Origin of the sequence: Clostridium psychrophilum (genome assembly GCF_018861705.1) — a bacterium.
Taxonomy (GTDB): domain Bacteria; phylum Bacillota; class Clostridia; order Clostridiales; family Clostridiaceae; genus Clostridium_AD; species Clostridium_AD psychrophilum.
Genome location: NZ_JAHLEC010000032.1, coordinates 1 through 22834, shown reverse-complemented (window position 1 = coordinate 22834; position 22834 = coordinate 1). Strand labels below are relative to the sequence as shown.

The 22834-nt window shown below is 31.6% G+C and carries 19 protein-coding genes, 5 rRNA genes and 2 other annotated features; of the genes, 5 read left to right on the top strand and 19 right to left on the bottom strand.

Annotated elements, in window-relative coordinates; translation table 11 throughout:
- Positions 1 to 240 precede the first annotated feature (240 nt).
- Positions 241 to 481: a binding site (T-box leader), on the top strand.
- Positions 482 to 584: 103 nt separating this feature from the next.
- The 5 genes from leuC to KPL38_RS08910 all read left to right on the top strand — a co-directional run bounded on the left by leuC (position 585) and on the right by KPL38_RS08910 (position 6610).
- Positions 585 to 1853, top strand: coding sequence for a 3-isopropylmalate dehydratase large subunit (leuC, locus tag KPL38_RS08930; protein ID WP_512699146.1), 1269 nt, complete (start codon positions 585 to 587; stop codon positions 1851 to 1853).
- On the top strand, positions 1853 to 2344 hold the full coding sequence (leuD, locus tag KPL38_RS08925; RefSeq protein WP_216288794.1) for a 3-isopropylmalate dehydratase small subunit: 492 nt from the start codon (positions 1853 to 1855) through the stop codon (positions 2342 to 2344). The genes leuC and leuD overlap by 1 nt, the downstream gene beginning before the upstream one ends.
- Positions 2344 to 3417 carry a 3-isopropylmalate dehydrogenase gene (gene leuB, locus KPL38_RS08920; protein ID WP_216288793.1) on the top strand — a complete coding sequence of 358 codons (1074 nt, stop codon included), beginning with the start codon at positions 2344 to 2346 and terminating at the stop codon, positions 3415 to 3417. Before leuD ends, leuB begins: the two co-directional genes overlap by 1 nt.
- A 51-nt stretch (positions 3418 to 3468) precedes the next feature.
- Positions 3469 to 3686: a binding site (T-box leader), on the top strand.
- A gap of 53 nt (positions 3687 to 3739) precedes the next feature.
- Positions 3740 to 5404: a 2-isopropylmalate synthase gene (gene leuA / locus KPL38_RS08915; protein ID WP_216288792.1), complete on the top strand. Its 1665-nt coding sequence runs from the start codon at positions 3740 to 3742 to the stop codon at positions 5402 to 5404.
- Positions 5405 to 5494: 90 nt separating this feature from the next.
- Entirely contained in the window at positions 5495 to 6610 is a 1116-nt protein-coding gene (locus tag KPL38_RS08910) for a dipeptide epimerase (protein WP_216288791.1), read from the top strand.
- A 144-nt stretch (positions 6611 to 6754) separates the two neighbouring features.
- On the opposite strand, the gene KPL38_RS08905 is transcribed toward KPL38_RS08910, so the two are convergent.
- From KPL38_RS08905 to KPL38_RS08820, 19 genes are all read right to left on the bottom strand, one after another.
- Entirely contained in the window at positions 6755 to 7840 is a 1086-nt protein-coding gene (locus KPL38_RS08905) for a cysteine peptidase family C39 domain-containing protein (RefSeq protein WP_216288790.1), read from the bottom strand.
- A gap of 125 nt (positions 7841 to 7965) precedes the next feature.
- A complete protein-coding gene (gene manZ, locus KPL38_RS08900) occupies positions 7966 to 8859 on the bottom strand; it encodes a PTS mannose transporter subunit IID (RefSeq protein ID WP_216288789.1) in 894 nt (297 codons plus the stop codon).
- Positions 8860 to 8873: 14 nt separating this feature from the next.
- Positions 8874 to 9641, bottom strand: coding sequence for a PTS mannose/fructose/sorbose transporter subunit IIC (locus tag KPL38_RS08895; protein ID WP_216288788.1), 768 nt, complete (start codon positions 9639 to 9641; stop codon positions 8874 to 8876).
- A 68-nt stretch (positions 9642 to 9709) separates the two neighbouring features.
- Positions 9710 to 10192, bottom strand: a complete 483-nt coding sequence (locus KPL38_RS08890) for a PTS sugar transporter subunit IIB (RefSeq protein WP_216288787.1) — start codon at positions 10190 to 10192, stop codon at positions 9710 to 9712.
- A gap of 19 nt (positions 10193 to 10211) precedes the next feature.
- Positions 10212 to 10637, bottom strand: a complete 426-nt coding sequence (locus KPL38_RS08885; RefSeq protein ID WP_216288786.1) for a PTS sugar transporter subunit IIA — start codon at positions 10635 to 10637, stop codon at positions 10212 to 10214.
- Between the two features lie 296 nt (positions 10638 to 10933).
- On the bottom strand, positions 10934 to 11878 hold the full coding sequence (locus KPL38_RS08880; protein ID WP_216288785.1) for a sugar ABC transporter substrate-binding protein: 945 nt from the start codon (positions 11876 to 11878) through the stop codon (positions 10934 to 10936).
- A gap of 21 nt (positions 11879 to 11899) precedes the next feature.
- Entirely contained in the window at positions 11900 to 13234 is a 1335-nt protein-coding gene (locus KPL38_RS08875) for an ABC transporter substrate-binding protein (protein WP_216288784.1), read from the bottom strand.
- Positions 13224 to 13895, bottom strand: coding sequence for a response regulator transcription factor (locus KPL38_RS08870; protein WP_216288783.1), 672 nt, complete (start codon positions 13893 to 13895; stop codon positions 13224 to 13226). The genes KPL38_RS08875 and KPL38_RS08870 overlap by 11 nt, the downstream gene beginning before the upstream one ends.
- Entirely contained in the window at positions 13888 to 15234 is a 1347-nt protein-coding gene (locus KPL38_RS08865) for a sensor histidine kinase (protein WP_216288782.1), read from the bottom strand. The genes KPL38_RS08870 and KPL38_RS08865 overlap by 8 nt, the downstream gene beginning before the upstream one ends.
- Positions 15235 to 15540: 306 nt before the next feature.
- The gene (locus tag KPL38_RS19635; protein ID WP_312884183.1) at positions 15541 to 17364 is read right to left on the bottom strand and encodes a GH32 C-terminal domain-containing protein; all 1824 of its coding nucleotides are present in this window, start codon (positions 17362 to 17364) and stop codon (positions 15541 to 15543) included.
- Between the two features lie 140 nt (positions 17365 to 17504).
- The gene (locus KPL38_RS19630; protein WP_246577887.1) at positions 17505 to 18563 is read right to left on the bottom strand and encodes a glycoside hydrolase family 32 protein; all 1059 of its coding nucleotides are present in this window, start codon (positions 18561 to 18563) and stop codon (positions 17505 to 17507) included.
- 300 nt (positions 18564 to 18863) lie between these two features.
- Positions 18864 to 19679 carry a Cof-type HAD-IIB family hydrolase gene (locus tag KPL38_RS08855; RefSeq protein ID WP_216288781.1) on the bottom strand — a complete coding sequence of 272 codons (816 nt, stop codon included), beginning with the start codon at positions 19677 to 19679 and terminating at the stop codon, positions 18864 to 18866.
- Between the two features lie 19 nt (positions 19680 to 19698).
- A complete protein-coding gene (locus KPL38_RS08850; RefSeq protein WP_216288780.1) occupies positions 19699 to 20454 on the bottom strand; it encodes a DeoR/GlpR family DNA-binding transcription regulator in 756 nt (251 codons plus the stop codon).
- 224 nt (positions 20455 to 20678) lie between these two features.
- Positions 20679 to 21674, bottom strand: coding sequence for a Gfo/Idh/MocA family protein (locus tag KPL38_RS08845; protein ID WP_216288779.1), 996 nt, complete (start codon positions 21672 to 21674; stop codon positions 20679 to 20681).
- Positions 21675 to 21841: 167 nt separating this feature from the next.
- Positions 21842 to 21958 (bottom strand): 5S ribosomal RNA (gene rrf / locus KPL38_RS08840).
- An 88-nt stretch (positions 21959 to 22046) separates the two neighbouring features.
- Positions 22047 to 22163: ribosomal RNA gene (gene rrf, locus KPL38_RS08835) — 5S ribosomal RNA — on the bottom strand.
- Between the two features lie 119 nt (positions 22164 to 22282).
- Positions 22283 to 22399: ribosomal RNA gene (rrf, locus tag KPL38_RS08830) — 5S ribosomal RNA — on the bottom strand.
- Positions 22400 to 22486: 87 nt separating this feature from the next.
- A 5S ribosomal RNA gene (rrf, locus tag KPL38_RS08825) occupies positions 22487 to 22603 on the bottom strand.
- A 128-nt stretch (positions 22604 to 22731) separates the two neighbouring features.
- Positions 22732 to 22834: ribosomal RNA gene (locus KPL38_RS08820) — 23S ribosomal RNA — on the bottom strand; the annotation flags it as partial.

The following is a 22834-nucleotide window of genomic DNA, read 5'->3' as shown; positions in this document are numbered from 1 at the left end:
TTATGTATCGTAACATTTTAAAAATGAATTGTCAACGGAATTCAGAATATTTTTTTTATTGACACATTGACATATTTTATTATTCGTAGTATATTATGGTACAAGCAATTTTTTCAAATGAGACTTGCAATGCAAGAAGTTAATATTCGGAGCAATGTTTTATAATAGAATATTTTCTATTTTTAGAAAACTGAACTATTGACAAGTAATTGATTCATTGATAAAATTACGACTAATATATTAAATACTTTGACAGGGACGATTAGACACCAAGATGTTTTCCAGAGAAGGGATAAAGCTGCGAACCCTAAATAATCAGATGTTGAAACTTACCCTCGAGTTGTAGACTTAAATTAAGTTTAACTTAAAAGTGTAAATACACTTAAAAGCTTACTTAAGAGTAGGTCTTACCGGTTTAAACCGTTATCTTAAATTAAGTTATAAATATGGGTGGTACCGCGACAAACTCTTCGCCCCAAGTGAAGATGTTTGTTTTTTTTGTCCCCTTTTTTATTACCTTACTAATAATATCAAAATACAAACCATAGTTTAAATGTCTACTAATACTAAACAAGGAGGATTGAATTAATATGGGAATGACGATGACACAAAAAATACTAGCATCACACGCTGGACTAAAAGAAGTAAAAGCTGGCCAATTAGTTATGGCAAATCTTGATTTAGTTTTAGGAAATGATGTAACTACACCAGTAGCAGTAAATGAATTTAGAAAAATGGGTGTTGATAAGGTTTTCGACAAAAACAAAATTGCAATTGTTCCAGATCATTTTAGCCCTAATAAAGATATTAAATCTGCTGAGCAGTGTAAATGCATCCGTGAATTTGCATATGAAAAGGAAATTAAAAATTTTTTTGAAGTAGGTCAAATGGGTATTGAACATGCCTTATTACCAGAAAAAGGACTTGTAGTAACTGGTGATGTTGTAATCGGTGCTGATTCTCATACATGTACTTATGGTGCCTTAGGTGCTTTTTCAACTGGAGTTGGCTCAACTGATATGGCTGCAGGAATGGCTAGTGGAAAATGTTGGTTTAAAATTCCTGAAGCAATAAAATTCGTATTAACTGGCAAAATGCAAAAGTGGGTTTGTGGTAAAGATATTATCCTTCATATCATAGGAATGATTGGCGTAGATGGTGCACTGTATCAATCTATGGAATATACAGGACCAGGCCTTGCTAATCTATCTATAGATGACAGGTTTACAATAGCAAATATGGCAATTGAAGCAGGAGCTAAAAATGGAATATTTGAAGTTGATGATAAAACACTTAATTATGTAAAAGAACACTCAACTAAAATCCCTGTGGTTTATAAAGCTGACGATAATGCAGAATATTCTAGAACAATAGAAATTGATTTAAGCACTATTAAACCAACTGTAGCTTTCCCTCACCTTCCAGACAATACTCGAACTATCGATGAAGTTGGTGAAGTATTAATTGATCAAGTAGTTATTGGTTCTTGTACTAATGGAAGAATAGAAGACCTTAGAATGGCTGCAAGTATCTTCAAAGGTAAAACAGTTAATCCTAAAATTAGAACATTAATCTTCCCAGCTACTCAAAAAATATATCTTCAGGCCCTTCGCGAAGGTTTAATTGAAATATTTATAGAAGCTGGAATTGCCGTAAGTACCCCAACTTGTGGGCCTTGCCTTGGTGGGCATATGGGAGTACTTGCAAAGGGTGAAAGAGCTCTTTCTACTACAAACAGGAATTTCGTTGGCAGAATGGGAGATCCACTCAGCGAAGTATATCTTTGTAGTCCAGCTGTAGCTGCAGCATCTGCAATAACAGGGAAAATTTCTTCACCAGAGGAGGTAATGTAATGTTTAAAGGAAAAGCTATTAAATATGGTAATAATGTAGACACTGATGTTATAATTCCTGCAAGATACCTTAATACCTCAAATGCACTTGAGCTTGCATCCCACTGCATGGAAGATATAGATAAAAATTTTATAAACAAAGTTAAAACTGGTGACATAATGGTTGCTGGTAAAAATTTTGGTTGTGGTTCTTCAAGAGAACATGCACCTCTCGCAATAAAGACAGTTGGAATTAGTTGTATTATTGCTGAAACTTTTGCAAGAATATTCTACAGGAATTCGATAAACATTGGTTTACCAATACTCGAATGCGTAGAAGCCGCACGTGACATTAATGAAGGTAATGATGTATCAGTTGATGTAACTACTGGAATTATCACAAACAACACAAAAGGAAAAACTTATAAAGCAACACCTTTTCCAAAATTCATGCAAGAGATTATAAATGCACAAGGACTTGTAAATTACCTTAAAGAAAGGACTGAAGTTTAATGAAAAAGATAGCTGTAATTAAAGGAGATGGAATTGGGCCAGAAATAGTTCTTGGTGCAATTAAAGTATTAGATGTAGTATCTAAAAAATATGATTTTCCTTTGCAATATACTGATGTCTTAATGGGTGGAATTGCTATAGACAATACAGGAGTTCCTCTTCCACAAGAAACAATAGACATTTGTAAAAATAGTGATGCGGTCTTACTTGGTTCTGTTGGTGGCCCAAAATGGGACAAACTTCCAGGAAATTCAAGGCCAGAAGCTGGACTACTAGGCATCAGAAAAGGACTTGAGGTTTTTGCAAATCTAAGACCTGCTATTCTCTTTCCACAATTAAAAGAAGCTTCAGCTCTTAAGCCAGAAATTCTTAAAGATAATATTAATATCATGGTTATACGTGAATTAACAGGTGGAATTTATTTTGGTGAAAGATCAAGAGTAAATCTAGTTGGCGGTGGACAAAAGGCATGGGATACAATGGCTTATTCAACTTATGAAATAGAGCGAATAGCCCATGTTGGTTTTGAAACTGCAATGAAAAGGAATAAAAAGCTTACATTGGTTGATAAGGCTAACGTTCTTGAGAGCTCAAGACTTTGGAGAGAAATAGTTACTAAAATGGCAACAAACTATCCAGATGTAACTTTTGAAGTACAATTAGTTGATAGTTGCGCGATGCAACTTATACGTAATCCAAGTAGTTTTGATACAATTCTTACTGAAAATATGTTTGGTGATATCTTAAGTGATGAAGCCTCAATGCTTACAGGATCTCTTGGCATGCTTCCCTCTGCAAGTTTAGGTAACAGTAAACTTGGTATATATGAACCAATACATGGTTCAGCACCTGATATTGCGGGAAAAGATATAGCAAATCCCATTGCAACTATAATGAGCGCCTCAATGATGCTTAGATACAGTTTTGATATGGAAAAAGCCGCACTAGATGTTGAAGCTGCAGTATCTAAAGTTCTAGATAAAAAATATAGAACAATTGACATTATGCAACCAGGGATGAAATCTGTTGGAACCATTGAGATGTCAAATCTTATCGCAAACGAGATAAAATAATTAAATTAACATATTTTATTATTTTATATAATACTATTAATAATAATACTAATAAATGCATTGAACAGAAGTAGTAAAAATCTCCAGAAATTTTCAGAGAACCGAGGTAGCTGTGAATCGGTAATTTCAAGATTTTGAACTTGCCCTGTGAGCTATCACTTGAAACTAAGTAAGGTGATCGTTTGTCACTAGCGTTAATAGGACATAAAGTGAGTTTTAGAAATAAAACTAACTAGAGTGGTACCGCGAAAAGAAACTTCGCCTCTTGATTGAGGCTAGGTTTCTTTGTTTTATTCTTAATAATTTAAAAGGGGTGTTATAAATGTCTTATAAAAAATATAAACCATTTGGTAAAATTAATATTAAAAATCGTCAGTGGCCTGATAAACAAATAGAAAAAGCACCAACATGGTGTAGTGTTGATTTAAGAGATGGTAATCAATCTCTTCCAATTCCAATGAATGTAGAAGAGAAAGTTGAATTTTTTAAATTGCTTGTTAATATTGGCTTTAAGGAAATAGAAGTAGGTTTTCCCTCAGCTTCAAGTACAGAATATCAATTTTTAAGAACATTAATAGAAGATAATCTTATTCCAGATGATGTAACTATTCAAGTTTTAACTCAGTCAAGGCAGCATCTAATAAAGAAAACATTTGAAAGCCTTAAGGGTGTAAAGAAAGCTATTGTTCACCTTTATAATTCAACTTCAGTTTTACAACGAAGGGTTGTTTTTCACAAAAGTAAGCAAGAAATAATTAATATCGGAGTTAGTGGTGCAAAACTTCTTATGATAGAGAAGGACAAATATCCTGAGTCGGATTTCACCTTTGAATATTCCCCTGAAAGTTTTACTGGAACTGAGCTCGAATATTCACTTGAAATTTGCGAAGCTATACTAGATGTTTGGAAACCAACTCCATTAAATAAGGCAATCTTAAACTTGCCTTCAACTGTTGAAATGGCTACTCCTAATATATATGCAGACCAAATTGAATGGTTCTGCTCAAACATTAAGAATAGAGAAAGCGTTCTTATAAGTCTTCATTCTCATAATGATCGTGGTACTTGTACTGCTGCATCAGAGCTCGGAGTTCTTGCAGGTGCTGACAGAGTCGAAGGAACTCTATTTGGTAACGGTGAGCGAACAGGAAATCTTGATATTATGGAAATGGCACTAAACATGCATGTTCAAGGGATAAATTCTGAATTAGACTTTTCAAAGCTTCCTCATATAGTAGACGTCTATGAAACTGTTACTAAAATGACAGTACATGATCGTCATCCATATGCAGGTAAGCTTGTGTATACCGCCTTTTCTGGTTCACACCAAGATGCAATCAGAAAAGGATTTAAAGCTCGAAAAGATGAGAATAACAGTTTTTGGGAAGTCCCTTATCTTCCAATTGACCCCCATGATGTAGGTCGAGATTATGAAGAAATTATACGTATTAACAGTCAATCTGGTAAAGGTGGTGCTGCCTTTATTATGGAAAATGAATTTGGTTTTATTTTACCAAAAGCTATGCAGGTTGATTTTGGTAGCCTAGTAAAAGAGAAAACAGACCTACTTGGTACTGAACTCTCTGGAAAACAAATTTATGATTTATTTGAGAAAGAATACTTAAACATAAAATCTCCAAATTTATTAAAAAATTATACAATTCAATCAGTGCAAAATGTAGAAACAGATGAAAATATAGTAGATATTCAAGCATTAATATCTGTAAGTGGAAAAGAAATGAATATTTCTGGAGTAGGCAATGGCCCTGTAGATGCTATATTTAATGCGCTACATGCATCAGATATTAATGGTTATAACTTTATATCTTACGATGAACATGCTCTAGGTAGTGGCTCAAACTCAAAAGCTGCCACTTATATACAAATAGAGTACAATGGAAAAAGATATTTTGGAGTTGGTGTTTCAGCAAATATTGATACGGCCTCACTAAATGCATTATTTAGTGCTATCAATAGGAAAGGTTAATCCCCCAATTCCTCAGTATACTAAGAAAAGGAGTTTAAGCGGTTTGCTAAAAGCTCCTTTTGTTACTTTTTATTATAGGAGGAAAATAATATGAAAATTACTGATATTGAAATAGACTCTATTTCTGTACCTTTAAAAAGACCATTTAAAACAGCTTTAAGAACTGTAAATTCTGTAGAAGACATTATTGTTATTATTAAAACAGATTCAGGTAATGTTGGTTTTGGTGAAGCTCCACCTACTGGAGTTATAACTGGTGATACCAAAGGAGCCATAATTGGTGCAATAAATGATCATATTAAAAAAGCTATTATTGGAATGGATATATCATACTTTGAGGATATCATGATCAGATTAAATAAATGTATTGTCAATAACACTAGTTCAAAAGCTGCAATAGATATGGCACTTTATGATCTTTTTGGGCAATTATATAAGACACCCTTGTATAAGTTACTCGGCGGTCATAAAAAAGAACTTGTAACTGATATTACTATAAGTGTTAATGACCCTCAGGAAATGGCAAGTGATAGTCTCAGTGCAATAGCACTTGGATATAAAACTTTAAAAATAAAAGTTGGAAAAGGTTCTACCCTTGATATATTAAGGTTAAAGGCAGTGCGAGATGTCGTTGGATATAACGTAAATATAAGACTTGATGCTAATCAAGGTTGGAAACCCAAAGAAGCTGTTTTAACACTGCGAAAAATTGAAGATGCTGGACTCGATATCGAGTTTGTAGAACAACCAGTTGAGGCACATGACATAGAAGGATTAAAATTTGTTACAGACAATATATCCATACCAGTTATGGCTGATGAGAGTGTTTTCTCCCCTATGGATGCTCTAAAGATCATGCAAACTCGAGCGGCAGATCTTATTAATATAAAATTAATGAAAACAGGTGGAATATATAATGCTTTAAAGATATGCTCCATAGCAGAAATATATGGCATGCAGTGTATGATTGGTTGCATGTTAGAATCAAAGATTAGTGTTACAGCTGCAGCACATCTAGCGTCAGCTAAAAGTATTATAACAAAAATAGACTTGGATGGACCAATATTATGCGACGTTGACCCCATAATAGGCGGTGCAATTTTTAATGAGAGCATTATAACGCTTCCAGACTCACCTGGGCTTGGAATTAAAGGTGTTAACTCTAATGAGTTAAGTGACATAACGGCCTTTAATAACCCCTCATAACCCCTCATAAACAATCAGAACAAATAAAAAAATGAACCTATATAATAGACCATTAATAATTACTGCTTTCTATTTATAGGTCCCATTTTTTTGTGTTTTCAAAAGAAATGATAAACATGCTTAAACAATGATTATATTTAAACTTTAGGAAGCCTTTTCTAATATTTTACCTATTTGCTGCTCTACTTGTGAATTTTCAAACAAAAGGTTGCTTACTTTCTCTATGTTTTCATCATTCACGTTTACTTTAATAATTTTTAATGCTTTATTATAATTTTCACTTACTGCTCTAAACAAATTAGCTACTTTACTTAAATCTGAATTATCTTTAAAAAATTCTTCAAAAAATTCAGCGTTATCTCTTCTTGAATATTCTAAGGCTTCAATTACCCATCCACTGTCAAACGTTTTTGTTTCTTTAATATGCTTTGCATATGCTGCTATTGCTTGTGATCCTGAAGCAGTCCTATCACTTGTTTCTCCAATAAGATTTTTTGCGTTAATTTTAATTGCATTTTTAATCTGCTTTTTTTCTTCGCTAGCCTTAAAAATGCAAAATCCATATTTCCATGGTTTTTTAAACTTTGTATTCAATCTATTGGTGGCAGCAACGAATTGTCTGTTTGAAACATACTTCTTCTTTTCGTTATTAATTCCAAGCGTATCATAATAATAAAACCCCTTCTTATTATATCCTACTATAAGTTCGCTTATTGAATAAAAACCTTTTCTCCCTAAAAGAGTAGCCATGTCCAATTGTGCTAATACAGGATATCCCTTTGAAATGTAATACTTTACTGCATCTAAAAATATTTTAGGACTGTTTGATGTACGGTAATCCATATTCAGCCCCAAAAATGGTGCAGATACTTTCACACATGAAATGGGCTCTAGAAATGGCACAAAGTTTTTATTTATCTTATTAAAACTAGCTCCGTATGTATAACCCATAAGAAAGTTAACATTATTTATGGATATATTTTGATTTGTATTAATTTTATCATTTATCATCTTAAGTGCAGCAGCCTCTTGATACTGTTTTTGACTTGATACGCTAACAAACCCGTCCATATTATATTTTTCAGGATATTTTAGTATTTCACCTGATCTTATTGATTTAGGACTATATGCCTGATAATAATATTTTTGTTGATAAAAGTTAAAAATTATGAAAAATAAATATATAATTAGTGCTATTACTACTACAATAATCGATATAATATTAAGCATCTTAGTTTTCATCTCCTTTATAGATTAAAATATATAGATTAAGGCTATCTCTCGTTTAAAAGATAGCCTTAACTTATATTATAAAATCATTAAATGGCTTCTAAATCCTTATTAATAATTCTAAGTTATTTTAAGAATCCACCCATATAACCTAATATGCCCACAGCAAACATTCCAAATATTATTGTCATAGGATTAACTTTTTTCTTTAATAACTTCATACAACCGAAAGTTAATAATAATGGAAGTAATCCTGGAATTAAAGAATCCAAAATAGTTTGAACAGTAGTAACAACCACTACACCATCGGCACCTTTAATTCTTGAGACTACTAATGGTACATTAATATTAGTCCATTTACAAACTAGTGCTCCCATTATAAATAGTCCGGCTATTGAAGCTCCTTCAGTTATTTTCTGTAATGTGTTACCAGATGCCTCTGATACAACTGCCGTCCCTTTTTCATATCCAAATTTAAGACCAAACCATAATGTCAATATTCTACAGATATTAAATGGTATAAAGAAAAGTAATGGTCCTAAAATGCTTCCAGTAACTGCAACTGATGCGCCTAATGCTGCGAAAAGTGGTCTTAATGTTCCCCAAAATACAGGATCGCCTACACCTGCAAGTGGCCCTATAAGTCCAATTTTTACACCACTAATAGCTGCGTCATCAATTGGAGCTCCAATAGATCTTTCTTGTTCCATAGCTGCCGTAACACCCATGATAGGTGCAGCCATATATGGAGTGGTATTAAAAAATTCTAAATGTCTTTTTAATGCTGCTGACTGATCTTCTTTAGTTTTATAAAATCTTTTTATAGCTGGAATCATGCTTACACAAAAACCCATACTTTGATTTCTTTCAAAATTAAATGATCCTAATATAAACCATGAACGCCAAAACATGCTTTTTAAATCACCTTTGGTTAATCTATTTTCACCCTTAGATATTTCCTTTGATTTCAATGTTTTGTCATTTCCAATGTGATTTTCAGTTAAATTACTCTCACTCATATTATCTCCCCCTTTTACAAATCATCTATTTCATCATAAACTTGAACTTGACTATATTTTGGATTTAATTGGATATAGAATATAGCTACTGAAACAGCGAGTATTCCGAATCCAACAAGCGTAAATGTTGTAAATGCTGCAATTGAAAAACCAACTAAGAAGAATGGCATTAAGTATTTTGCTTCCATCATGTTAATTACCATAGCATAACCAACAACAACGATCATTCCACCAGCAATCTGTAATCCTTTTGTTATAGGTAAAGGTATCGCTGCTAGCATAGCAGTAACTCCGCTAGTGCCAGCTACTGCTGCTACTAGTGCCGCTGGAATTGCAATACGAAGGCCTTGCAATATCAATGCTCCAAAATGAGTAAGTTCTATTGCTCTAAAATTAGCGTCTTCAGCATATTTATCACAACGATGTTGAAAAAATATTGTTATAGTTCTAACAAATATCGTTAAAACTTGCCCAGCTGCTGCAATTGGAATTGCAATTGCTATACCTGTTGTAATTGGTTGATTACCTGTTATTACCAAAATAGTTGCGATAACACTAGCAAGTGCACTATCTGGTCCCATAGCCGCTCCAACGTTCATCCAACCTAGAGCTAAAAGTTCTAATGTACCCCCTAAAATAATTCCTGTTTTCATATCCCCTAGAACAATACCAATTAAAGTACATGCTATAAGCGGTCTGTGTGTTTGCATACTGTCAAGCACACTTCCCATGCCTGTTATCATAGCGACAACAAGTACTAAAATAAATTGAATAGTAGTCATAAATAACCCTCCTTTTAAATTGTGTTTCTTTTTAGATTACAGTTATATAAACCTTTACAACGATAAATTTATAAATCCTTTATTTTACTCATTACATCAATTTTAGAATCACTTGCAATTTTTCTTAGTTCAAGTTCAATTCCTAATTCATGTATTTTATTTAAGGCATCAACATCTTCAGGTCCAAGAGAAACTGCACCGCTTATCTGTGTTCTTCCAGTTTTAAAACACATTCCTCCAAGATTTACGGATTTCATAACCATACCACCTTGAATAAGTCTTAAAACATCTCCCGGATTTACACATAATATTAATGCTTTAAAAGAATCATATTTAGGATTTTTATAAACCTGAAGTACCTTATCAATAGGTAATACATAAGCTTTTACTCCTGGAGGTGCAACTTTTAAAAGTAATGTTTTTCTTAATTTATCTTTAGAAACCTCATCACTGCACACAAATATTTTATTACACTTTGTTTCTTTTACCCATATACTTGCAACTTGACCATGTATTAATCTGTCATCTATCCTCACAAAATTTATATTCATTTCTAATTCCTCCCGTTAATTATAATAATTCTTCATCATCATCTGGCTGAGCAAGAACTTCTCTTAATGATTTTATTCCTTCAGCTCCTGCTTTTTTTCCTATACTAACTAGCTCTTCAAGGTTAGAAAACCCTCTAGATCCATAAATCTCAAGTAGCATTGGTAAATTAATACCGGTAAGCACATCCATATTATCACCCTCTGTTACTACTCTACTTGCTGCATTAAATGGGCTTCCTCCAAACAAATCTACTAAAAAAAGCACTCCTTCTTTACAATTCAATTTTTCTGCTGCCTTTTTGTACTTTTCTACAAGATCTTCAATTCCTTCACCGGTCTCGAAAGTAACTGATGATACATTTTCTTGTTTGCCAAATATCATTTCAGCTGATCTTAATATTTGTTTTGAAAAACTTCCATGCGTTCCAACCATAATAGCTACCATTTTCATCCCCCCATTTTCTAATGCAATTTTTGGTTTAACTTTTATTACTATAATGTCCAATATAAATTATTTTTTCATACATTATTTAAAATAATTTCTATATGTGGTAACGTTATCAATTAGGCCTAATTGACTTATAAATATATTATGGACTAATTTTATATTTACTTCACCTACATTTTGTCATTTAAATTATGACAATTGTCATTTAAACCATTACATTAGTCATTAACATTATTAAGTTGAATTGAAGTTGCCCAACTAAAAAATCATAAAAAAATGGTGTACCCATATCATCATGGGTACACCAAATTTGATTTATTGATTAATTTTACAGGAACATTTATATACTTTTTAATTTTTATTCCTTTTAATTTTTTTAACGCAGTTTGTGCGGCAATCTTTCCAATCATATCTGGAGACTGTGCTACTGTTGCTGCAAGTTTTCCTTTTTCAATCATCGCTATTGCATCATCCGATCCATCAATTCCGTAAATATATGCTTTATTATCTATTTTATTGTTTTCAAAGGCTGCAATAACACCTAAGGCTGTTGGATCATTAAGACACATAACAGCATCTATGTGTTTAGTTGTTTTAATTATACTATCCATAACTTCCATAGAAAGCTCTAGTTGACCATTTGAAGTCTTCCTAGCAACAATCTTAATCCCACTATATTTCTTTATTATATCCTCAAAACCTTGAATTCTCTGAATACCTGATTTTGCAGTTGGATGTTCAATAATGACAACATTTCCTTTTCCCTTTAATTTTGCTACTAAATCTTTCGCACATAATACGCCTGCATTATAATTTTCAGATACCACAGTGCAATCAACTAGATTATCATCAAAAACGGGAGAATCAATAACTATAACAGGTATTTTAGCTTTTTTTGCAGCTATTAATGCAGGCTTTATCCCTTTCCAATCAACAGTATTTATAAATATAACATCTACTTTCTGAGCTATAAGATCATTAACTTGAGATATTTGTTTTGAAACTTCAAGCTGCGCATCAAGTGAAATAAGGTTTCCATTTTGAGATTCAACAACCTTTTTTATACCCTCATTAAGTTTAACACAATATGCATTATTCATATTCATATAGGTTGCGCCAAACTTTAATTTTTTTTCTCCAAAAGGAAGATCTTTATTAAAGCTCATAAATACACTGAGTACACCCAAAAACAGAATCATGAAAATTATTAATATTATTGCTATATTTTTTTTAGACATTTACTTCCTCCTAATATTTGCCTAAGGTTTAAGAAAGTCATTTAATTTATAGTTCAACTTGGTTAATGTATCTTGCACGTCTCCTCCACTATTAATTAATTGAAATATGTCCTTATCGGCAATCTCCATACTTGCCTCATATTTATGAAAACTTGAAGTTACAATTGATTGTTCTACTACTTCACTTAACTCCTTCTTGTCAATAAATTTTTTTCCATCTGAATTATACTTAGAAAGCACTTTATCTGTTCCTTTTGATTCCACTAATTCTTTTATAACCGGCATCCCATGAGAATATTTAAAAACATCCAGTTGAACATCCTTATCATTAGTTAAAAATTTCAAAAATTTCCAGGCTTCTTTTTCATGTTTTGTTCTTGAACTAATTCCCATAAGTAAACTATCAAGCTGTCCAGCATTTTTCCCTTCAGGGCCTCTAGGTAACTTTATACATTCCCATTCAAATTGTCCATATTTCATTACTTTATATGGATATACGTTATATGCACTATATGTTGAAAATGGGAAAGGCCTAAAAGCAACCTTACCATCATCAAAATCTTTTAAATTAACTATATAATTTTGATTTAACTTATTAAGCTGTAAGACAAAATTTATTGCCTCAGTAACACCTACATTATCAAATGTAGCTTTATTTCCATTTGCATCAAAAAGCTTCTGACCATTAGTATAAACCGCCTGTTTCCAGTCAAATCCTACAGTCCCAAATTGATCAATCTTACCATCTTTATTGGTGTCTAAAGTTACATCCTTGCATATCTTATAGAAATCCTTCCATGTCCAATCTACACTAGGTAATTTTATTCCTTGCTTTTCAAGTAAGGTTTTATTTACAAACATTAATTCAGGATCAACCTCTTTTGCAATAGCATATTGTGAACTTTTGTATTTACCTGACTTTATTGCAGTTGCATATTGCTTAGATAAATCTAATGTCTTGTCAGTTTTAATTAAATTGTCGAGATTTTTCAATTCACCAATAGATGCAAAAGTATTAAAATCACCGGGCAAGACACAAAATAAATCAGGTTCATTCCCTTTTAATATGTCCTGTGATAATTGCTCTGAATAATCACTCTTTAATATGCCACTTTCGTATTTAACCTTTATATGTGGATTAGCTTTTTCAAACTTATATATTGCATCATCTAGAGCTTTATAAGATTGAAAATCAGGTGCATCATTCATACTGCCAACGAATGTACCAAAATTTAATACTACCATTTTATTTTTACACTTATAATAAATATAAAAAGCAGATGTTATGATTGTGATAATACAAATTATAGATATAGCAATTTTTTTAGAGTCTTTTCTTGCTATTCTAATTTTCAATCTTTTTCAACTCCAATCTAGATTGAATTGCGAAAATTGCTATCTGAGTCCTATCTCTTAATTGCAATTTACTTAAAATAGTACTTATATAATTTCTCACAGTTCCCTCACTAAAATTGACCTCAGAAGCTATTTCCCTATTTGACATCCCCCTACCTATTAATTGCATTATTCGGAGCTCATTTTTACTTAAATTATTGAATTCTAACTCATCTACATGTATTTTAAAGTCCTCTGCCTCAGTTTCATGAAAAAATTCAACTACTTTCACTGCAACGCTTGGATTAATAAGAGCTCCTCCATTAAATACTGTTCTAATAGCCGCAACCAATTCTATAGAAGATAATCCCTTTAATAAGTAACCACTTGCTCCATTTTTTAGAGCATTAAACACATAATCATTATCATCAAATGTTGTAAGTACTATTATTTTTATTTGTGGCAATACTTTTTTTATAATTTTTATGCATTTCACTCCATCTATTCCTGGCATACGTATATCCATTAAAATAATATCTGGAATTAATCTTTTGGCTAATGTAACAGCTTTTTCACCATCACTCGCAACTCCAATTACTTTTAAATCAGGCTTATTACCAAGAATTATCTCTAGGCTTTGACTAATGATCTCTTGGTCTTCAGCAATTAATATTTTAATCATTACTAATTTTCCTCCTTATAGGCAAGCAAGCAGAAATAATAAATCCACCTAATGGAATTCCTCCGAAATTTACTTTTCCCCCAAGCATTTCTACTCTTTCCCCAATGTTTCTTAGTCCAAAACCTTTTTTAATTTCATCTGCACCTACTCCATCATCCTTTATTTCAATTTTTAACTTATTCTTTGAAAATTCTAAAGTGATTATAATTTTACTTGCAGCTCCATGTCTTACTGCATTGGTTATTCCCTCTTGCACTATTCTATAAACAGTTTCTTCTTCATCAGCCGCCATTTTGTATGCTTGTCCATTAATTACAATCTTAACTTTAGTTTTTGTACACTCATTTATATCTTCAGATAACTTAGAAATTGCTGAAATCAGTGTAAACCTTTCTAATGCATCTGGTCTTAATTCATTCATAGACCTTCTTACATCCAATAGGCCCTTTCTAGCAAGTGCTGATATTTTTACCATTTGAATCTTCATCTTAACTAGATCAATTTCTGATAATTCTATACATGCTTCTAACCCAATAGCTATACCCGTAAGTGTATGACCAATAGTATCATGAATTTCCCTTGCTAGTCTGTTTCTCTCTTTAATCTTGGCTGTTTCCTGCGATTTTCTAGCATAGTCTTGTAATTGAATATTTACAACTTCCAATTCCTCCAAAGATTTATATAGTTTACTGTATAGTTCAGAAATTTTCTCATTTTCATCCTTCTCACTTTGAATAACTTGAATCATAAATAAAATAAAAATAATTTCATTAGTAGAATTAAGTATATTTTTAATACTAAAAAAATAAAGTCTTTGCATTGAAGTATAGTATTGAACATAATCATTCATATTAAATATATTAAAATTAATGGACAAAATATTATAATCTAATACTATATAAATAATAATTATTGCTGAAATAAATATACTTTTTCTTTTTTTACCATCAATATAAGTAAGTATATTTGCTATCGCTATAAATAATATCCCATTGTAGTCCATATTAAGATAAAACATTATTGCAATACATAATAAAATATCATAAATGCAAAATAAATAAAGTACTAATTGATTTTTCATAAAAAACTTTTCTCGAACTATAACACCTAAACTAAGCATAAATAATAATATCACAGCAAATACAGGCATTTTCCATGCTACAGTTGGGACTGATTTAATTTTTTCAATAAATTCCCTTGCCATATTATTTTCACATATAAGACCTATTGTATTAGAACTAACAATAGACATAAATACAATCATAAAAAAATTTACAACAAACAATGTAATCCTAGTTATGGATGTATTTTGCCATTTTCCTTTATCTAGTATTTCCATCGTTAAACCCCCATAACCATTGTTATCGTTTTCGTTTTATTCCTTACTTTGATTTACAGTATTACACTTTTATTGTAACACCATATATAATTTATTTCCATAAAGAATAGATGTATAGTCTGATATTCTAAATTTTATTTCTAATACAAAAAAACACCTAATAAAACTTATTAGGGGCCCTTTAAAGATTTAACCATAATAAAAAGGTTTCAAGATATAATTTATTTTTTTGTATCACCTCGTCTAAATCATCTTCATCATTAGAAAAAGTTATATCATTAGCCTACTGTTTTACTACACCTAGAGCTATTTTAATAGAGTAACCTCGTCACTAGTAATATTTACATTACTAAATTCTGAAGGTCCATTCCATACAGTTAATCCAAACTTTCCTGTTTCGTAATAATTTTGTTGTATATTATCACACACTAATTCTCCATTTATCCAGAAACTAATTCGGTTTCCTTCTAATTTTACTTTTAACTTATATTTGTTGTATTGCGCTTCATAAGCCTTACCGCCTGCAAGGTTAACCTCTTTAAGGTTACCATTCTCGTCTTTCACATATGCAATCAAATTATACGAACCCCATTTATTAACATTAGCCACAATACCTCCATCTCTAAATAGATCGTCACTTTGAGAGAATAATACAATTCCCATAGTATCACCATTCGCTGGATTATCAGCATGCCAATCTCCTAAAACTTTAGAATCTATTTCTAAAGTATATATATTTTTGTTAATGTCTATTTGTTGATCTGAAATCGCCACACCAGTCTTCTGTTTGCCATTATTCACTACATAACTATCATTAGCCACGTGTAAATTTCCTGGTGTTTTGTCAAAAGTTAAACCTGAACCCTCAATATTTGTATGATCCATTGATGTAGTACTGTTGAAACTTACATTTTTAAATTCTGTTGTTCCACCAAAAACATTTAATCCAAATCGTCCTGTTTTATAATAATCTTGATTAGTATCACATACTAATTCACCATTAATCCAATAACTAATATGGTTTCCTTTTAATTCTACTTTTAAATTGTACTTGTTATCTTCTGTTTTGGGAACTATACCAGCTATCAAATCCTTAACTTTGGGATTACCATTATCATCAAATTCTCCTGTAAACACAAACACTCGATAATCACCATTTTTATTTACATTTGCTATAATAGCTCCTTTTTTAGGGTCTTCATTTTGTGATACCAATACAATTCCAGCAGTACTACCTATGTCTAAAAGGTTAGCTTCAGCCTCTAAAGTATATGTTGATTTTTGATCAGCATTTGTTTGTTCTGCTACCGTAAATCCATCACCTTCATTGTTTCCTACATAAGCACCCTTCTTAACATACCAAGATCCAGTAGTGCTAAAATTAGTTAAATCTTTAATAATATCACTTGTGTCCTTACCGTAAATATTTAAATTAGCTGTTTTTTGGGCCTTTTCATCTTTAGAAATAGCAGTTAAAGTTGCACTTCCTACTTTTTTTGTTCTAAATGTGGTTTTTGTATCATCTTGACTTACAATTTCTAAAATCTCAGGATCTGAAAATTTCCATGTAACACCTTGAGATACTGTTGTAGGAATCGTAGTTGTATAAATAGAAAATTCATCGCCTACAGTCTTTTCTAATTCTTCTTCACTTAATGATACTAAAACAGCGCTCTTTCCCTTAATATCATTATTCCAGATACCACTTAATGGGTAATAATTAATTGAAGCTTTTGTTTTTCCTCCAAGTGAATACACTTCTATTCCTTCACTAGAACGATTAGGGAAAATTTGAGTTGTAGCACATACCTCCCCGTTATTTCCGTATAATTCTACAGATGATGAATCTACAAAAATATTTAATTGAATTTTACCATCTTTTGTTTTATTTACATTACTACTATATGATTCTAAGAAAGCACTTGAATTACTTGGTGCTTTTCCAGATTTTGAACGATCAATTGTTATCTTTTCAGTTTGAGTATTATATTTAACTATTGTTTCTTGACCTGCACCAACACGTAATTTAAATCCAAACTCTGTTGTTTTTTCATCTGGTTTAAACTCTGCAACAATTTCATATTTACTTCCGGATAAATGCCCCATAATCTTAGGCTTGTCTGGAGAAATTGTAACATTTTTAAATTTTTTAACACTTTTACGTAATTTTTTATATTCTTTTATTGGTTGTTGAGTTAAACGTATTCCTTCATTTGTATTAACTAGTTTTAATTCACTTTGTAAAGTAAATTGTCCATTAAATGTTTTTGTTATTGGAGCAATGTTATTGGAGCAATGTTATTACAGTAATCCCAATTATTCATCCAGTTAATCATAATTCTTCTTCCATCAGGTGTACCATTTTCATCTGTACCAGAATAAGTTTGAGCTGCATATGAATCTTTAGCAAAATTCATAACAATACGCTTATCATTATCAGGAACAAATTTCCAAACGCCACCTACCAACTTAAAATCACCAACACGATAATATCTTCCGCCTTCACTTAATACCCATTTATTTTTACCGCTATCTCCTACTTCTAATTTAAAGAAATCTGGACATTCTGTTTGAATTTCTGTTTGCATTCCCTCGGGTTTCCAATGCTTTAAATCAGTTGATGAGAAGAACCGCAGTGGTCCCCCTGCGACTGCCATCATCCACTTTCCAGATTCTTCATGATAGAATACTTTAGGATCTCTAAATGCTCCATTATTTAATGGATCATTTTCTGTTGAAATAACAGGGTTTCCTTCATATTTAGTCCACGTTCTTCCATTATTTTTACTATATGCGATACTTTGCTTTTGTTTTTCTGTACCCTTATCATTTAGATAATCTTGAGTATAGATTGCAACTAATCCGCCACCTTTAATCCCATCAAAGAAACCACTAGTATTATCTTTATCTACAACTGCTGATCCTGAATAAATTGTTCCGCCTTTATCTGGATTCAAAGCAATTGGTAGTTCTTTCCAATGAATTAAATCTTTACTAACTGCATGTCCCCAATGCATTGGTCCCCATACAGAATCATCTGGATTATATTGATAGAACAAATGATATTCCCCTTTAAAATAAACCATTCCATTCGGGTCATTTGCCCATGCCTTAGTGGGGGAATAGTGATACTGTTCACGATAATTTTCTAAATAATCCGTTGTAACGCCCTTATTACTACTCGGACTATGTTTTTGACTTAGTAATGATTTGTATGAAATATCTGACCTAGAAGTTTTTTCCTCTGCTAACGCTCTTATTGAAGAAATAATTACTGTTGTCATAATCATAAGTACAATTATTAATTTTATTGTTTTTCTCTTATTCATTCTATATCCCCCCACAATTTAATTTTAAAACTCAATTGTATAAACAATTCCTCGCATAACTGTGATTGCACTAATTCTGATAACGTTTTCAGTTATCTTATAAATATATTATGAACTAATTATATATTATCTTCACCTATATTTTGTCACTTAAGCTATGACAATTGTCACTTGAATTATTACAATTGTCATAGGAATCTCGATATATAAGTGATAATTCATAATTTTCTTTCTAACTCAAAAAGTACCTAATATAATATTATTAGGTACTTTACAAAATTTAAATATAGAATAATTTCTTTAAGATATAACAAATTTTTTTATAGCCTCAGCTACACCATCATTATCATTTGATAAAGTTACATAATCTGCATATTGTTTCACTTTGTCGGGAGCATTCTCCATCGCAACTCCAATTCCTGCAAATTTTATCATATCAATATCATTATAATTATCACCCATAGCTATTATCTCTGATCTTTGTATATTATACTTTTGCATCAAAATCTCTATAGCTGATGTTTTTGAAACATTACTTGGCATCATTTCTAGATACGTAGGTTTTGAAGGATATACATTTAATTCACTTTGAGGACACCCTTTAATTTTTTTATTTAATAATATCATGTCATTAGGTTTTCCCATACACAAAATTTTATTTGGTCCTAAATTTTTATGCTTCCATGTATTGAACAGATCAATAAAATTCATAATAATAGGAGTGATATTAGTTATTTCACTCTCTTGTTTTGCCCACTCATCTAGCTTTTCAATATACCACTCATCATCTTTATATAAACTCATATGCACATTCAATTCTTTAGCAAAACCATATGCTTTTATAACATTTAAAATTGATATACCACTACTTGATAAAATATTAGCTTTATCATCAATAACCAATGCACCACTATAACAAATAATTGGCTGCTTTATATTAAGTTCTTCTTGCAAAAATAATATTCCCTTAGGCATTCTTGCAGACACCAAAATTACTGGTATTTTTTTTTCATTTGCAACTATTCTAATTATGTCGTTTGTTTTTTGTGAAATTTTATGCTGTGAGTTTAACAATGTCCCATCAATATCTAAACATATCATTTTGATTTTATTCATAAATTACATCTCACTCCCATTATTTTATTATATCTAATTCAATATTATTATTTTTAATAATGTCTACATATAAAGGTGGCGGCATACAATCCGTAATAATAATGTCAATTTGATTCCAATTTAATCCTTTATAATAAGCACTTTTTCCATACTTTTCAAAACCTGCAAGTAGAATTACTTTATCAGATTGTTGCGAAGAAGTTTTTTTAATAAACGCATCTTCATGGTTAGCATAATAAATCCCATCCACAGTTATAGCTGCAGCACCTAAAAAAGCAATATCAAAATTGATCCCAGATAAAGAATTCTTACAGTCTATATTATAAAAAAAGCGATTAGTTTTATTAAGGCACCCACCAATACAATGCACAGATACATCATTGTTTTCTGAGAGTATCTCTATGTTATCAAGAGAATGAGTATATACTGTAACCCTTTTGTTTAATCCCTTTGCTAAGTAACTTACAGTTGTAGATACATCTAAAAAATAATGTTCATTATCTTTTACATACATTAAAGCTCTTTTAGCTATTTCTTTCTTTTCTTCTGAGTGTGCTCCAAGTCTTTCCCTATAGTTTCGGATTGTATCTATTAATCCTGGAAGAGTAACCCCTCCATGAGTACGAATCACAGCGCCTTTATCTACAAGTTTTACAATATCTCGACGTGCTGTATCTCGTGATACTGTAAACATCTTACAGATTTCATGAACAGATAGATTACTTGAGTAATTTAAATATTCTAATATTTTTAGAAGCCTCTCTTCTTGATACATATAATCACCTCTTAATTAATTATAAGTATATATAAGTATATTGTCAATAAAATTAAGCATATGTAAGTATTAAGATATTAAATTTTAATTTATTTCTAACATCTTGATAATAATTAAATTTTTTTGATCTACCATTAAAATAATATAACTTATATGTCATTATTAAAAACACCCCAATAATATATACCTAATTAAAAGTATATATTATTGGGGTGTTTTATAAATTATATTTGTTTTCTACGAGTTCTATAATTTTTTAAGATTTCATCCATCACCCAAGTTGTTCTTGCTGCACTAACTCCAGTGCTTGGGCTTTTTCCAATACCATTAAGTTCATTTACGACAACTTGAATTAATTGTTGCTGAATATGAACTGGTTTTATTATATTTGTCTTAGTAATACCCTTGAGTGTTGTAAGTAAAATTGGTTCTGACCCATAAGTTGAAAATGATATTTTACCAAGGTTTCCAACAATCTCATTTATATCATAATCAGAAAAGCTTGAAAAACACCAGGTCCCAGTTCCTTTTACTCCGGATTCAAAAGATAGAGAAGCTGTAACAATATCCTCTGCTTCATACAATTTGGCTTGGTTATCCGCAAATCCAACTGCTTCTTTAATTGGTCCTAAAATATAATCTAATACATCAAGAGTATGAGATGCAAGATCGAGAAATTCTCCTCCACCTGAAATTTTTGGTATTACTCTCCATGGATATTCTCCAGATTTAGGATCACACTTAATTGGTTTTCTGTATAAATTAACTGTAACCAAACGTACCTCTCCAATTATGCCTGAATCAATAAGCTCCTTAACCTTGTTAAAACCATCCAAAGTCCTTCTATAATATGCTACAAATAATGGTACTCCAGCATCTTCACATGCTTTAATCATAGCTGTACATTCTTCAAAATTTCGTGCCATTGGTTTTTCAACATAAACTGGCTTTCCAGCTTGTGCACATTTCAATGTATACTCTTTATGGAATGCAGGTGGAGTCGCTATATAAACTGCATCAACATCAGGGTCATCTATCAATTTTTGTGCATCATCATACCACTTTGGCACATTATGACGTAACGCATAATCTTTTGCTAATTCACCATTTCGGCGCATAACAGCTACTAATTGTGAGTTCTTCGCATTTTGAAATCCGGGACCGCTTTTAACTTCAGTAACATCGCCGCATCCAATAATTCCCCAGTGTATTGTCTTCATTTTAATCCTTCTCCTTTTATGGTATAACATTCAAGGTTTTATTAAAAAAATTTAACCTCACCTATATATGATCTGCTATAATTATAACAAAGAAATATGACTTAAAATCATATTTCTTAATCTTTACAAAAAAGTAAAAAGCACTAAGTAAACTTAGTGTTTTTATTACTTGGCGACAACCTACTCTTCCACAAGGTTACCCCTGCAGTACCAAGGTTGCATTGAAGCTTAACCGACCTGTTCGGTATGGGAACGGGTGTTACCTTCAGGCCATAATCACCAGATAAAAATATAACTGTTCTCTGAAAATCTAGCTTTAAGTAAATTTGGACAAAGTAAAAAACACTAAGATAAACTTAGTGTTTTTTTATTACCTGGCGACAACCTACTCTTCCACAAAGTTACCCCTGCAGTACCATGGTTGCATTGAAGCTTAACCGACCTGTTCGGTATGGGAACGGGTGTTACCTCCAGGTCATAATCTCCACATAAAAATATAAATGTTTTCTGAAAATCTAGCTTCAAGTAAATTTAACCAAATACAAACTACTGCTATTTTATTTACAAAAAAGTAAAAAACACTAAGTTAAACTTAGTGTTTTCTTATTACCTGGCGACAACCTACTCTTCCACAAGGTTACCCCTGCAGTACCATGGTTGCATTGAAGCTTAACCGACCTGTTCGGTATGGGAACGGGGGTTACCTCCAGGTCATAATCTCCAGATAAGAATATAAATATTCTCTGGAAATCAAGTTTCATTTAAATTTGGACAAAATAAAAACACTAAGTAAACTTAGTGTTTTTATTATTACCTGGCAACAACCTACTCTTCCACAAAGTTACCCCTGCAGTACCATCGGCGCATTGAAGCTTAACCTTCGTGTTCGGTATGGGAACGGGTGTTACCTTCAGGCCATAATCACCAGATTGAGAATATAAATATTCTCTGAAAATTGCACAGTGTTAATTCTTCTCGCTTACGCTCGAAGCTTTGTCTCTTTCTTACGAAAGAGGGATATCGCAATATTAATATTTTTTGTTACTTTAAATCTATCTTGGTCAAGCCCTCGACTTATTAGTATTAGTCAGCTGAACATGTTACCATGCTTACACCTCTAACCTATCAACCTGGTGGTCTTCCAGGAGTCTTACTTACAC

What these genes read in the sequence shown, in the direction of transcription:
- leuD (WP_216288794.1), top strand. Translation starts at nt 1,853, where the DNA reads ATGTTTAAAGGAAAAGCTATTAAATATGGTAATAATGTAGACACTGAT.
- leuB (WP_216288793.1), top strand. Translation starts at nt 2,344, where the DNA reads ATGAAAAAGATAGCTGTAATTAAAGGAGATGGAATTGGGCCAGAAATA.
- leuA (WP_216288792.1), top strand. Translation starts at nt 3,740, where the DNA reads ATGTCTTATAAAAAATATAAACCATTTGGTAAAATTAATATTAAAAAT.
- KPL38_RS08910 (WP_216288791.1), top strand. Translation starts at nt 5,495, where the DNA reads ATGAAAATTACTGATATTGAAATAGACTCTATTTCTGTACCTTTAAAA.
- KPL38_RS08905 (WP_216288790.1), bottom strand. Translation starts at nt 7,840, where the DNA reads ATGCTTAATATTATATCGATTATTGTAGTAGTAATAGCACTAATTATA.
- manZ (WP_216288789.1), bottom strand. Translation starts at nt 8,859, where the DNA reads ATGAGTGAGAGTAATTTAACTGAAAATCACATTGGAAATGACAAAACA.
- KPL38_RS08895 (WP_216288788.1), bottom strand. Translation starts at nt 9,641, where the DNA reads ATGACTACTATTCAATTTATTTTAGTACTTGTTGTCGCTATGATAACA.
- KPL38_RS08890 (WP_216288787.1), bottom strand. Translation starts at nt 10,192, where the DNA reads ATGAATATAAATTTTGTGAGGATAGATGACAGATTAATACATGGTCAA.
- KPL38_RS08885 (WP_216288786.1), bottom strand. Translation starts at nt 10,637, where the DNA reads ATGGTAGCTATTATGGTTGGAACGCATGGAAGTTTTTCAAAACAAATA.
- KPL38_RS08880 (WP_216288785.1), bottom strand. Translation starts at nt 11,878, where the DNA reads ATGTCTAAAAAAAATATAGCAATAATATTAATAATTTTCATGATTCTG.
- KPL38_RS08870 (WP_216288783.1), bottom strand. Translation starts at nt 13,895, where the DNA reads ATGATTAAAATATTAATTGCTGAAGACCAAGAGATCATTAGTCAAAGC.
- KPL38_RS08865 (WP_216288782.1), bottom strand. Translation starts at nt 15,234, where the DNA reads ATGGAAATACTAGATAAAGGAAAATGGCAAAATACATCCATAACTAGG.
- KPL38_RS19630 (WP_246577887.1), bottom strand. Translation starts at nt 18,563, where the DNA reads ATGAATAAGAGAAAAACAATAAAATTAATAATTGTACTTATGATTATG.
- KPL38_RS08855 (WP_216288781.1), bottom strand. Translation starts at nt 19,679, where the DNA reads ATGAATAAAATCAAAATGATATGTTTAGATATTGATGGGACATTGTTA.
- KPL38_RS08850 (WP_216288780.1), bottom strand. Translation starts at nt 20,454, where the DNA reads ATGTATCAAGAAGAGAGGCTTCTAAAAATATTAGAATATTTAAATTAC.
- KPL38_RS08845 (WP_216288779.1), bottom strand. Translation starts at nt 21,674, where the DNA reads ATGAAGACAATACACTGGGGAATTATTGGATGCGGCGATGTTACTGAA.